We start from the raw sequence: 11,589 nt of genomic DNA, 5'->3' as shown, positions 1-11,589 counted from the left end.
TCTCGCAGGTGTTGCCGTAGCGGCTTCCACACGGGCGACCCGTGGCCGAGGTCCTCAAAGAGCGTTCGGGCCTGATGCGCGAGGTCCTGGTCGCCCTCTTCCAGCAGGTCGCGAAATCGTGGATCGAGTAACCAGGCCGACGTGGTCGAGGCGTGGAGTCCGACCCGATCGAGGAAGATTTCGAGCACCCGGTAGGCATCCATCCCGTCGACGGGGGGGCAGGTGAACCCAGTCCAATTGCCCCTCCCACAGTTGCGCCCGGATCGACGGGCCGCGATTGGAGGGATGCAAGACGGTGCCGAATTCCGACTGCTCTTGGTGATGGTCTTCCCGGTAGGCCTGGACTTCGTGGGCGAGCCGGATCACGTTGTCGTCGGTCATGGACGCGCCGATCACGAGCAGGTGATGAGTGAGGAAGAGCGACTGGAGCAGCGCGGCCGACGGCCTGTTGGCCGCGTCGTAGCGGACCATGTGCCGACGAGTGAGCACGATCTGCTCCGGATGTTCGCGATCTCCGTGGAGCTTCAGGACCCACCGGTCGGCGCCCGAGCCCGAGGCCCAGGGCAGGATCGCCGCGACCGGATGGCCCGCCGCTTCCATCGCTTGCTCGTACAAGGTGTCGTAGTTCGTGGTCGCGGCCTGCCGGATGTCGAGCCCCGCGATCAGGGCGTGGAGCAGGGCCGGTTGCGCCGCCTTGCTGGTGCGCTTCGCGACGGATTGTTGGAATCGCACGCGGCGCTGGCTGCCTGCTTCCGCTTCGGCCCGATGCTCGATGAGTTCTGCTTGGTCGATCGGAGTGAGCTCCGTCAGGTCCGCGTGCGGCAGGCGGGCCTCCTCGGCGAGATCCTTGATCAGGTCCTCCCACGACGGAAGGCCGGCAGGAATGCTGATGCCAGCGCCGAGGAAGAGGGCGAGTTCGCCGTGCTTCGCGCGCTTGCCCAGTGCCTTGGCTCGGGCCTCGAACTCTGGCAACGGGGGGTCGAGTTTCCGGCGCAGGTTCTGCGCTGCGTGGTACACCGAGGAGTTTGCCGCGACCAGAGCGATATCGAGCTGGTGCGTCGACGCGAGATCGGTGAGTCGAGCGATCAGCGACGTGAGGACGCGCCCTTGTTGCCCGTCATAACCCCCCTTCCCAATGCCGAGCACGGGGACGGCCACGAGGGGCAATGCGCGGCGGCCCCGAGGGTCCCCGAGGTCCTCGGAGCGGGCGATGTCCTCGACGGCGCCCTCGAGGCGGTCGAGGACGGTGTCGTAGACCCCGTAGAGGTCGGTCACGTCCACCAACCAGCACCGAGTATCGCGGTGGCGGCCCCACCCCTTCGCCCAGGTGGTGGGCCTAGGGGGCTGTTCGGTCTCGATCAGGTCGCGCCAGTGCGGCTCGACCGTGAGAAATTCGTCGGTCGGGACCACGACGGCGTCGTGGAGGACCTGGTTCACCTTGCCGTGAACAACGAACACGTGGCCCTTGAGGGCCTGCTCCTCGGCAGTCATAACCGAACCGTAGTGGCGCGATCGTCGCTTGCCTCAGGTTTTCGACCGGTTGGTTTTCGGGCGGTAGAGCGCAGCCGGGCGCCCGCGCATCCCTTCGCTCATCACCGGTTGACCGTTGCGCTGGACCGCACTGAGGTGCGGGCTCATCCGGCGGGCGAAGTTGTCCTTGTGAAGGCGCGCCCCGACGACGGCCTCATGGAGACGGCGTAGCTGGCGGGTCGTGTAGGGGGGCGGGAGGAAGCGATCGGGGTCGGGGAAGGTGTCTCGGAAGCGATAGCGGAAGTCGTAGCGCTCCCGTAGCGCCGCGAGTGCCGCCTCGACGATCTGATCATGGTCAAAGAGAAGCCCCATCTCGTGCTCGAGTCGCCCGTCCGGGCGCACGGGCACCAGATCCCCCCGCGCGCCTCGAAGGGAGGCCTCGGGGAGTGAGAGCGAGTGAGCCACCGAGACGACCCACGAGCGGTCATCGCGATCGGGATCATCAAAGACGCGCAACAGCCTTGGGGGAGAAGGGAGTTCGCCGTCGATGCCGACCTTCGTGGCGAGGACCCGGCTCACCGTCTGGGCGACGGTCTCCCGATCGTGGACGAAGCCGCCGGGAAGGGCTCGGCCGGTGGGGTCCGTGCGGTCCTGGACGAGCAGGCACAACTGCGGCGCGTTCCCCGCGTCGACGACGGTGAAGACCGCGAGGTCGATGGTGAGGGAGGGTCGCGGGTACTCCTCCAGCGGGATCGTCATGGCGACATATTAGCGATGTCAGAGGGCTAATGTATCTTTAGAGACGTCAAGGGGTTAAAGGGCCGAGGATGGCCCGCCGCCGACGACAGACGAGGAGGTCGCCATGAGCGAGATCAACACCGGTGAGCGACCGGGTGAGGCTGGGGACGACCTGGGACGCTGGCGAGTCTTTGGCGAGGCGCTCGTGACGTACCAGCACGCAATGACCACTCCGGACGATGTGCTCGAGCTCTGCGCGCCGCGATCCTGCGGCGGCGCCGTTCGGTTGCAGGGGGCCGGCTCCGGCGAGGGGATTCACGTTCGTGCGAACGGCACCATCGCGCTCGACGAGGAGGTGGCGACCACACTCAGCGAGCTCGAATGGGAGCAGGTCTCGGAGGTCGACTGGGTGATCCACGCGCAGCAGGGGTGGGAGGAGTACACGGCGGCCGAGTTGGCCCTACTCCTCAACGCGGGGTGGGGCATCCCCGACCCCTTCCTGCTGACCTTCGACGCCAAAGGTCCTTCGGCGACGCTCTCTCACCTTCTCGGGCTGATGCGGCAGGAGGAAGTGCCGATGGATGCGGCTGAGTTCATCGAGCGGGCAGAATCGCGGGTGGCCGACGAGCCGATCATCGAGCCGGCGAGCGCGCAGGACGTGCGCTATCTCGTGCAGGCGGTCGTGAAGAGCATCCTCGGCTACGCGCCGACGGTCGATGACGACGGCGATCTGGTCACCGCTACACCCGGCGGCTCCGTCGCGATCTCGGTTCGCTCTGGCGGCCGCTATGCCGAGCTCTGGGCGGTCCCGGTGACCGCAGTCACCTCCCGGCAGGCGGCGGCGCGTGAAGTCGCCGTGATCAATTCGAGGAGCACGTGGAGTCGGTGGTCTCTCGGCTCCCATCAGGTGGCGCAGCGGCTGCGGATTCCGACCACGCCCTTCGTCCCAGCGGTGGTAAGGGGCATGGTCGACACCTTCTTCGCCGAACTGATGCGGACCTTGCCCGATCTCAGCACGCGTCTGCAAAAGGAGAACTGACGATGAAACTCACGATTGCGCAAACTGACCGGGCGCTCGGCGCGATTCTCGGCTCGGCCGCAGGTGACGCGCTCGGCGCGGGGTACGAGTTTGGCTCGGCGTACCCCGGTCGGGGAGGTCCGAGGATGATCGGCGGCGGGCTCGGAGGCTTCGCGCCGGGGGAGTGGACCGATGACACGGCGATGACATGGTGCGTCCTTCAGGCCGCTTCCGAGCATGAGGACCTGCGTGCTCCCGAGGCGCTCACCGCCATCGCGCGACTCTTCCGGGCCTGGATCGCCTCCGGCCCGGCCGATATCGGAGTGCAGACCTCGGCGGTCCTGCGCTCGGTGGGCGCGGACGTCACCGGGGACGAACTCACGCAGGCCGCCGCGGCGCTCCACCGGCGGACCGGGCGCACGGCGGGTAATGGCTCGTTGATGCGCACGGCCGCGGTCGCCCTTCGCCATCTGGATGACCCATCCGCGTGTGCCGAGGCGGCCCGAGCGGTCAGTGACCTCACCCACGCGGATCCGCTCGCTGGTGACGCGTGCGTCCTGTGGTCGCTCGCGATTCGCCACGCAATCCTCACCGGGGAGATCGACGTGCGGGTCGGTCTGGACTACCTCAGCGAACCCGCGAACTGGCCGGAGGTGATCGATGAGGCGGAGACGAGGGAGCCAGAGTTTTTCTCGGGCAACGGATTCGTCGTGGTCGCGCTGCAAGCGGCCTGGTCGGCGATCTGGCACACACCGGTCCCGCCCGAGGACCCTCGCCGGCACCTGGAGGATGCGCTCGCGACCGCGATCGGGATCGGTCATGACACCGACACCGTCGCGGCCATCGCCGGAGCACTACTCGGCGCGAAGTGGGGAGTCTCGGCCATCCCGGCGCGGTGGCGGCGCATCCTTCACGGGTACCCGGGCCTCACCGGGGAGGATCTCCTCGTCCCGGCCAGTCTCGCGGTGGGGAGTCCGAAGGGGCAGTGGCCCGATGTCGACCACCAGCCCAACCCCACGTGGCTGAGTGGCTCGGCGCTCACTCGGCACCCGCATGACGAGGATGTGTGGCTAAGCGGCGCGGATCACCTGTCGTCGCCGCCCGACGGAGTGACGGCAGTGGTTAGCCTCTGTCGGGTGGGCCGCGCCGACGTGCCCGAGGGGATGTCGCACATCGCGTTTCGTCTCATGGACGAGCCGGACGAGGCGAGTAATCCGAACCTGGACTTCGTGCTCCGAGATGCGGCGCAGGCCGTTGCCGACCTGCGCGACGAAGGTCACGTCGTCCTGCTCCATTGCGTGGCAGCGCAGTCACGGACGCCGACGGTCGCGGCGGTGTACTCGATGATGCGCGGAGTGCCCCACGACGAAGCGCTCGCAGCGGTATGCCGGGCCTTGCCGGACGCGTGGCCGAACGCCGGTTTTCTCACCGCGCTTGGCCGACTCGCTCCCGTCCTTCGGCCGTAAGGGGTCTGGGGAGGAGCGTGGTGACCAGGCCACCCCTTCGGGGGTTTCTCGATTGCCACCCGTGCGGACCGCCCACAGGTGCAGCGGCGGGACTACGTTCGTTGGCATGACATTCGTAAGCACCGCCATCAGGGCCACGCATTTGGTCACCAACGCCGCCTGGTTCGGCGGCTCGCTCATGGGAGCTGTCGGCCTCAATACCGCTGCCCGGCAGGCGGACAGCGAGCGGAAGCAAGCGGAGATCTCCGGCGCTGGCTGGGAGACGTGGGGTCCGGTCCAGGGCGGGGCGATCGCCCTTCACCTGCTGAGCGGGCTCGGCATCGTCATCGACAATCGCCGCCGGACCGTCTCGCACGCGCCGACGACGACCGCCGTGGTCCTCAAGACCGCGTTGACCGGCGCGGCACTTGCCGCCACCGCGGCGGCGTACATCAACGGTCAGAAGCTCGGCGATGTGCGGACCGGGTCCAACGATGCGGGTCAGCCGGTGCAGGAGTCGGCCCGTGAGCTCGAAGGGCGGATGCGCTGGCTCCAGTGGGCCGTCCCGGCGACGACCGGTGCGCTTCTCGTCTCGGACGCCTACCTCGGCGAGCAGCAGCGAGGGCCGGCCGGGCTCCTCGACTGGGCCCGCAAGTGACCCAGTTCAGCTTCGACTTCGACCGCAGTTACCGGCTCGCGGCGCTGCCCTTCGGCATCACACCGGGAAACTCCTCGGTGGAGGTGGACGAGGAGGAACTGCGAGTGAGGTTTGGGCTGTGGTCGCTGCGCACTCCGCTCAGCAACATCACGGGCAGCGAACTGAGCGGCGACTTCGCTTTCATCAAGACCGCTGGGCCACCGCACCTATCCTTCAGCGATCGTGGCGTCACCTTCGCCACCAATGGTCGACGGGCGGTCTGCCTGACCTTCGCCTCGCCAGTGAAGGGCATCGACCCCACGGGGATCATCACCCACCCCAACGCGACGATCACCGTCGCCGACCCCGAGGGCTTGCGCCGCGCGATTAGCTGACGGCGTCTCGGTCGGGTCGACTGCGCAAAAAAAGTCCCGCGATCGTCGTCCAAAGACCGGTCCGGAGGGCCGACTAAGGCCGACGAATAGGGCCCGCACCGCCTGCGCGGAGAGCCAACCGACCTAAACTAGGACGCTACTGCCATGATGGTTGGCGGGTTAGAGCACTCATGCTCGTAGTGCCGGACTTAAATGCGACAGGGTGCGGTCGCCTCAGGTCAACCGGACGACTTCTGACCACGGGGAGCGTTGAATCGCCACTCTCCTGGCAGGTCCTCATCCGGCCGTTCAAGGTCGATCGCTGTGTAGATGCGCGAGAGGACGAACTCGCGCCCTGTGGCCCGGCGACTCCCCAACGCACTCACCGCATCGTTGCGGTACCCACGCATGGCGTGCGCGAGGCTCCGCTGAGAAACGCGCCAGATTGTCGCCTTGCTCCCGTCGTCAAATACAAAACGGCCCTTGCCGTACGTCGCCGTCAATTCACCGTCGCCATTGATGTCTTCGGCAATCAGGTGCATCAGGTTCATAGAGACCTTCTATGCGGTTCTGCGCGGATAGGAGGTGATGATGTTCTGGGACTTTCGCGCTACTCAAAACGACGGCGTAAAATTGATGCCGCTGGCCCTTTGGTCCCAACAGCACGATTGGAGTGACGTACTGGAGAGTGTCGTTATCCTTTCGGTAGAACGCCCTGGACGGGTGCGCCAGGGCGTTCTTCATGCTCGCATCCTGCGAACGACTCCCACTGAGCGTCGACGAACAAAGATTTCGCATACCAGTCCGCTTGGTGCTTGGCCTTAATATGCCAGTAGCCCCAGTTATCCTTCGGGCCACACCTCAAATTAGCAGACCTCCCTGGCACTCCCTTCATGGTCCGCCTATTGTACTGTTTGACAAGTTGGTGCTTACTACTTCTGAAATTACATTTGCGCCATTCGTTAGGATAGTAGCCCTTTGAGGGTTGGATCTCCTCAACCTGCGGAACGACCCGTGTCGGCAGGAAAGTCGCCCCACCGGGAGCTACAGCGACATACTCGCCGTCGCGCAAAGAGTTCTCAATCTCAGCGCCCTCGCGGATACTTGAAAAACCGATGCCGTCCATCGAGGGCTCAATGGCGCGAAGATGAGCTTTCCTAATTGGCACCTGACGACTCGATGCCGGCGCAGGAGAAGCAGTTGATGCACGGGCTTCGGGGGCGGGAGCGCTCACGATACTAATCGCAGGCACCACAGAAAGGGCCGCGAGAACTCTCCTGCACTGAAACAAGGCCCTTAACTGTCCTTCAGGTCCACCTTCACACGCGCGTTCGATCACCGTCGCCGATCCCGAGGGCTTGCGCCGCGCGATCAGTTAAGAGATAAGCACCGAAGGGGCAGGACGGGTGACCCGTCCTGCCCCTTCTTTTCGCCCCTTACGGCATGGGCTCGATCAGATGTCGAAGTACATCTCGAACTCGTGCGGGTGCGGACGCAGCTGCAGCGGGGCAACCTCGTTCTCGCGCTTCCAGGTGACCCAGGTCTGGATCAGGTCCTCGGTGAAGACGTCGCCTTCGAGGAGGAACTCGTAGTCGGCCTCGAGGGCCTTCAGGACCTCAGGCAGGGTCGTCGGAACCTGCTCGATGGCCTCGTGCTCCTCCGGCGGCAGCTCGTAGAGGTCCTTGTCCACCGGCTCCGGCGGCTCGATCCGGTTGCGGATGCCGTCGATGCCGGCCATCAGCTGCGCGGCGAAGCACAGGTAGGGGTTCGCCGACGGGTCCGGGATGCGGAACTCGATGCGCTTGGCCTTCGGGCTGTTGCCGGCGATCGGGATGCGGATGCAGGCCGATCGGTTCCGAGCCGAGTAGACCAGGTTGACCGGAGCCTCGAAGCCCGGGACCAGGCGGTGGTAAGAGTTCGCGGTCGGGTTGGTGAAGGCGAGCAGCGCCGGGGCGTGCTTCAGCAGACCACCGATGTACCAGCGGGCGATGTCGGAGAGACCGCCGTAACCCTGCTCGTCGTAGAAGAGGGGCTCGCCGTCCTTCCACAGGGACTGGTGGGTGTGCATACCCGAACCGTTGTCACCGAAGATCGGCTTCGGCATGAAGGTCGCCGTCTTGCCGAAGTCCCACGCGGTGTTCTTGATGACGTACTTGAACTTCATGATGTCGTCGCCGGACTGCAGCAACGTGTTGAAGCGGTAGTTGATCTCCTGCTGGCCCGCGGTGCCGACCTCGTGGTGGCTCCGCTCGACCTCCAGGCCGACCTTGGCCATGTTGAGGCACATCTTGTCGCGGACATCGGCGAAGTGGTCGACCGGCGGGACGGGGAAGTAGCCGCCCTTGAAGCGGGTCTTGTAGCCCTTGTTGCCGCCCTCTTCGACGCGGCCGGAGTTCCAGGCGGCCTCGATCGAGTCGAGGTAGTAGTAGCCCGCATTGGCCTTGGTCTCAAAGCGCACGTCGTCAAAGACGTAGAACTCGGCTTCGGCACCGAAGTACGCGGTGTCGGCGATGCCGGTGGACTTGAGGTAGGCCTCGGCCTTCGCGGCGATATTGCGCGGGTCGCGGCTGTACGGCTCACCCGTGAAGGGGTCGACGATGGAGAAGTTCATCACCAGCGTCTTCTCTTCCCGGAAGGGGTCGAGATAGGCCGTCTTGACGTCCGGGACGAGCTTCATGTCGGACTCGTGGATGGCCTGGAAACCTCGGATCGAGCTGCCGTCGAACATCTGGCCTTCGGTGAAGAAGTCCTCGGTGACGCTCTCGGCGGGCACGTTGAAGTGCTGCATGACGCCGGGCAGGTCACAGAACCGAATGTCGACGAACTTGACGTCCTCGTCCTTGATGTACGACAGGACCTCGTCAGCGGTGCTGAACAATCCATCCTCCTGGGGTGGTGGCGGGGAGCTGGTCGGCGCTCTCCGCGGGGTATGCGTGAAACGTTATGCACGGTCAGTTACCCGACCATGACCCGAGTGTTTCACCGGTGTTACATGAGACGGTCATATCGAGATGTGAGACACACTGCGTATTAGGGTGGGTCATCGTGAGTTCTGGACCAAGCACCCGCCCCGCCTTTCCCGCCGAAGGGCCGGGCTCGATTGCCTCCCTCGGGCGGCGCCTGATCGCGGTCGCGATCGACTGGGGCGCGTGCCTGCTGATCACCTACGGGCTGATCGCGAACCTCACCGAACTCAGCGAGGTCGGTCGCAGCTTTGTCCCGCTTCTCGTGTTCTTCGTCGAGAATCTGGTCATGGTCGCCTTTGGTGGTTCGACCTTCGGGCATCGCCTCCTTGGCATGCAGGTCATCCCGGTCGCGCGCCCGCACATCAGTGTGCTCCAGTCCGCGATCCGCGCCGCCTTGATCTGCCTGGTGATCCCGGCGGTGATCTTTGATCGCACCGGCCGGGGCCTGCATGACCTCGCCGCGGGCACCGCCTTGGTGCGCACGCGCTAAGGATCAGCGGCCGCGCAGGGCCTTGCGGTCCATCCGGGCGCGGGTCGGGTCGACACCAGCGGGGATCGCCTGGCGGATGCCGGGGAGGGACTTCAGTCGCTTGTTGACGACCGACATCTCCTCCTTCGACAGGGCCGGGCGAAGGCGGGTCAGGGTCCAGCGGATCTTCTTCACGGGCAGCTCGCCCTCCCCAGAACCGACGTGGTAGGTGTGAATCGGCACGCCGGGAGCGACGCGGGCGACCTTCTTCTTCTCCTTCTCGAGGAGCTTCGCGGCGCGGCCGTGCGGGCCCTCGGCGAAGAGGACCACGCCGGGGCGGCCGAGTGCGCGAAAGACGACGGCAGCGTTGTCGAGCTCGGTCGCGCGCTGCGCGTCGGCGGCCACCGGCTCCTGCTCGTAGTACCAGCCGCGGCGGATCGCCGAGAGGCCACCGAGCGTCGCGCCCTTTTGGCCTTCCATCTGCCGGTAGGCAGCGGCCTCACCGCGCCGGGCGAGCACGATCATGCCCGCGAGCAGCGCGATCGGCAGGGAGACGAAGAGAGTCGCCCACGGGTGTCCCATGAGCAGCCCGATGGCGAGCCCGACGAGCATGACCAGCACGAACGCCCCAAGCATCCACCGCCCGATGGTCGGGTCGACGGTCTTAACGGTCTGATAGACCTGCCAGATTCGCTTGAAGGGGTTCTTGGTGGGCTTGGAGGGGTCGGACTTCGCGCGTGCCATAACCCCCGATTCTACGGGCTCGCCGCGGTGGTCGCGGACGGCGCCTGCTTAGGCGCTGGCCCGCTTCGCGAGCAGTGACGAAGCCTCTTGGCGCGCAGGCTCTCCCGCCTCGCCCAGGTGGGCGAGGTGCGCCGGAATCTCCCGACCCCAGCGGCGCATCGCGCCCGCCCACAGCCGGCCGGCTCGGTACGACGAGCGCACGAGCGGCCCGGCCATCACGCCCTTGAAGCCCAACTCCTCGGCGAAGTCGCTCCAGTGGACGAACTCCTCGGGCTTAACCCAACGGTCGATCGGGTGGTGAAGGGGGGAGGGGCGCAAGTACTGCGTGATCGTGAGGATGTCGCAGCCCGCCTCGTGCAGGTCGACGATGGCCTGCTCGATCTCGTGCTCCTCCTCGCCCATCCCGAGGATCAGGTTGGACTTGGTGACGAGTTCGGCCTCGCGCGCCATCGTGAGGACCTTCAGGGACTTGTCGTACGTGAAGGCGGGACGGATCCGCTTGAAGATCCGAGGGACCGTCTCGAGGTTGTGGGCGAAGACCTCGGGCCGGGCATCGAAGACCTGGCCGACGAGTTCGGGGCGCGCACCAAAGTCGGGCGGCAGGATCTCGACGCCGGTATTGGGGTTGAGCTCGTGGATCGCGCGGATCGTCTCGGCGTAGAGGCCCGCCGCGCCATCGGGCTGGTCGTCGCGCGCGACACCGGTGACCGTGGAGTAGCGCAGGCCCATCTGCTGGACCGATTCGGCGACCCGTCGCGGCTCGTCGAGGTCGAGCGCCTGCGGGCGTCCGGTCGCGATATCGCAGAAGTCGCACCGCCGCGTGCAGGTGTCACCCCCGATTAAGAAGGTGGCCTCGCGGTCCTCCCAACACTCGAAGATGTTCGGACAGCCAGCCTCCTGACAGACCGTGTGAAGGCCCCCGGACTTCACCATCGAATTGAGCTCGGCGTACTCCGGGCCCATTTTGGCGGTGGTCCGGATCCACGACGGCTTGCGCTCGATCGGGGTCTCGGCGTTACGCGCCTCTACGCGGAGCAGGCGGCGTCCCTCGGGTGCGACGGTCACGCGGTGTCCTTTCGGGGGTCTAACCGGTACACGACCTAGGGCGTTCGTGATGGACGTCCTAGTCCTAGGTGCAAGAGTACGTGGCGCAGATCTCTTCCCGAAGAGCCCGTCGCACCCGCCGAGATATGCTCTGCCCCCTTCCGCCAAGGGGAGGGGTCCGGACTAGGGTGGAGATACGCCCTTCGGCCCGACCGGGCCGCCCCGCGATCGAAGCAGGTGGAGACGATGACCGACAGCCCCATCCACGACCTCACCATGGATGAGTGCTGGGAGCTGCTGCGCACCCACGAGTTTGGGCGCCTTGCCTTCCACCTCGCCGGCGAAGTCCACATCACCCCGATCAACTACGCGGTCGACGGCAAGACGCTGCTCTTTCGCACCGCGGAGGGCAACAAGCTCCTCGGCGTCGTGATGAACGAAGATGTCGCCTTCGAGGTCGACGAGTACAGCGGCGATGAGGCGTGGAGCATCATCCTGCGGGGAAGTGCCCGGGTCTTGGAAGGCCAGGAGGCCTACCGCGCGGACAACGTGCCGCTGCGGCCATGGGTCCCGACCTTGAAGTTCAACGTCGTTGAGATCGCCCCGACGGAGATGTCCGGGCGTCGCTTCGACCTCGCCAAGCCGTGGGAGCACATCCGCCCCCAGGGCTAAGGCTGCCGCCGC

At 66.1% G+C, this 11,589-nt stretch carries 12 protein-coding genes; 6 read left to right on the top strand and 6 right to left on the bottom strand.

The window, feature by feature from the left end:
* Positions 1-54 precede the first annotated feature (54 nt).
* Together AB8K43_RS05625 and AB8K43_RS05620 are read right to left on the bottom strand one after the other, a co-directional pair.
* The gene (locus tag AB8K43_RS05625) at positions 55-1,491 is read right to left on the bottom strand and encodes an SIR2 family protein (protein WP_370892325.1); all 1,437 of its coding nucleotides are present in this window, start codon (positions 1,489-1,491) and stop codon (positions 55-57) included.
* 33 nt (positions 1,492-1,524) lie between these two features.
* Complete coding sequence (locus AB8K43_RS05620; RefSeq protein ID WP_370892324.1) at positions 1,525-2,229, bottom strand: NUDIX domain-containing protein; 705 nt, start codon at positions 2,227-2,229, stop codon at positions 1,525-1,527.
* Positions 2,230-2,332: 103 nt separating this feature from the next.
* Here AB8K43_RS05620 and AB8K43_RS05615 point away from each other — a divergent pair, with 103 nt between their 5' ends.
* The 4 genes from AB8K43_RS05615 to AB8K43_RS05600 all read left to right on the top strand — a co-directional run bounded on the left by AB8K43_RS05615 (position 2,333) and on the right by AB8K43_RS05600 (position 5,703).
* Positions 2,333-3,247 carry a hypothetical protein gene (locus AB8K43_RS05615; RefSeq protein WP_370892322.1) on the top strand — a complete coding sequence of 305 codons (915 nt, stop codon included), beginning with the start codon at positions 2,333-2,335 and terminating at the stop codon, positions 3,245-3,247.
* A 2-nt stretch (positions 3,248-3,249) separates the two neighbouring features.
* On the top strand, positions 3,250-4,692 hold the full coding sequence (locus tag AB8K43_RS05610) for an ADP-ribosylglycohydrolase family protein (RefSeq protein ID WP_370892321.1): 1,443 nt from the start codon (positions 3,250-3,252) through the stop codon (positions 4,690-4,692).
* 106 nt (positions 4,693-4,798) lie between these two features.
* Positions 4,799-5,329: a hypothetical protein gene (locus tag AB8K43_RS05605; RefSeq protein WP_370892319.1), complete on the top strand. Its 531-nt coding sequence runs from the start codon at positions 4,799-4,801 to the stop codon at positions 5,327-5,329.
* A complete protein-coding gene (locus tag AB8K43_RS05600; RefSeq protein WP_370892317.1) occupies positions 5,326-5,703 on the top strand; it encodes a hypothetical protein in 378 nt (125 codons plus the stop codon). Before AB8K43_RS05605 ends, AB8K43_RS05600 begins: the two co-directional genes overlap by 4 nt.
* Positions 5,704-5,921: 218 nt before the next feature.
* Here AB8K43_RS05600 and AB8K43_RS05595 read toward each other — a convergent pair whose 3' ends face one another.
* Positions 5,922-6,233 carry a hypothetical protein gene (locus AB8K43_RS05595; protein WP_370892315.1) on the bottom strand — a complete coding sequence of 104 codons (312 nt, stop codon included), beginning with the start codon at positions 6,231-6,233 and terminating at the stop codon, positions 5,922-5,924.
* Positions 6,234-7,135: 902 nt separating this feature from the next.
* Complete coding sequence (glnA, locus tag AB8K43_RS05590) at positions 7,136-8,560, bottom strand: type I glutamate--ammonia ligase (protein ID WP_370892313.1); 1,425 nt, start codon at positions 8,558-8,560, stop codon at positions 7,136-7,138.
* Between the two features lie 167 nt (positions 8,561-8,727).
* On the opposite strand from glnA, the gene AB8K43_RS05585 reads away from it, so the two are divergent.
* Positions 8,728-9,138 (top strand): RDD family protein, encoded by a 411-nt coding sequence (locus tag AB8K43_RS05585; RefSeq protein WP_370892311.1) that lies wholly within the window; start codon positions 8,728-8,730, stop codon positions 9,136-9,138.
* A gap of 3 nt (positions 9,139-9,141) precedes the next feature.
* Here the strand turns inward: AB8K43_RS05585 and AB8K43_RS05580 are convergent, their stop codons facing one another.
* Entirely contained in the window at positions 9,142-9,861 is a 720-nt protein-coding gene (locus tag AB8K43_RS05580) for a DUF4191 domain-containing protein (RefSeq protein WP_370892309.1), read from the bottom strand.
* Between the two features lie 48 nt (positions 9,862-9,909).
* On the bottom strand, positions 9,910-10,926 hold the full coding sequence (gene lipA, locus AB8K43_RS05575) for a lipoyl synthase (RefSeq protein WP_370892307.1): 1,017 nt from the start codon (positions 10,924-10,926) through the stop codon (positions 9,910-9,912).
* 225 nt (positions 10,927-11,151) lie between these two features.
* On the opposite strand from lipA, the gene AB8K43_RS05570 reads away from it, so the two are divergent.
* Entirely contained in the window at positions 11,152-11,577 is a 426-nt protein-coding gene (locus tag AB8K43_RS05570; RefSeq protein WP_370892305.1) for a pyridoxamine 5'-phosphate oxidase family protein, read from the top strand.
* The last annotated feature ends 12 nt before the right edge of the window (positions 11,578-11,589 follow it).

It is taken from the genome of Janibacter sp. GXQ6167 (genome assembly GCF_041365945.1).
Lineage (GTDB): Bacteria > Actinomycetota > Actinomycetes > Actinomycetales > Dermatophilaceae > JBGFSK01.
The sequence above is the reverse complement of the archived record's forward strand: the minus strand, read 5'-3'. Positions and strand labels throughout refer to the sequence as shown.

Bases quoted from the DNA above. Each gene is read 5' to 3' on its own strand.
- AB8K43_RS05625 (WP_370892325.1), bottom strand. From the start codon at position 1,491: ATGACTGCCGAGGAGCAGGCCCTCAAGGGCCACGTGTTCGTTGTTCAC.
- AB8K43_RS05620 (WP_370892324.1), bottom strand. From the start codon at position 2,229: ATGACGATCCCGCTGGAGGAGTACCCGCGACCCTCCCTCACCATCGAC.
- AB8K43_RS05615 (WP_370892322.1), top strand. From the start codon at position 2,333: ATGAGCGAGATCAACACCGGTGAGCGACCGGGTGAGGCTGGGGACGAC.
- AB8K43_RS05610 (WP_370892321.1), top strand. From the start codon at position 3,250: ATGAAACTCACGATTGCGCAAACTGACCGGGCGCTCGGCGCGATTCTC.
- AB8K43_RS05605 (WP_370892319.1), top strand. From the start codon at position 4,799: ATGACATTCGTAAGCACCGCCATCAGGGCCACGCATTTGGTCACCAAC.
- AB8K43_RS05595 (WP_370892315.1), bottom strand. From the start codon at position 6,233: ATGAACCTGATGCACCTGATTGCCGAAGACATCAATGGCGACGGTGAA.
- AB8K43_RS05580 (WP_370892309.1), bottom strand. From the start codon at position 9,861: ATGGCACGCGCGAAGTCCGACCCCTCCAAGCCCACCAAGAACCCCTTC.
- AB8K43_RS05570 (WP_370892305.1), top strand. From the start codon at position 11,152: ATGACCGACAGCCCCATCCACGACCTCACCATGGATGAGTGCTGGGAG.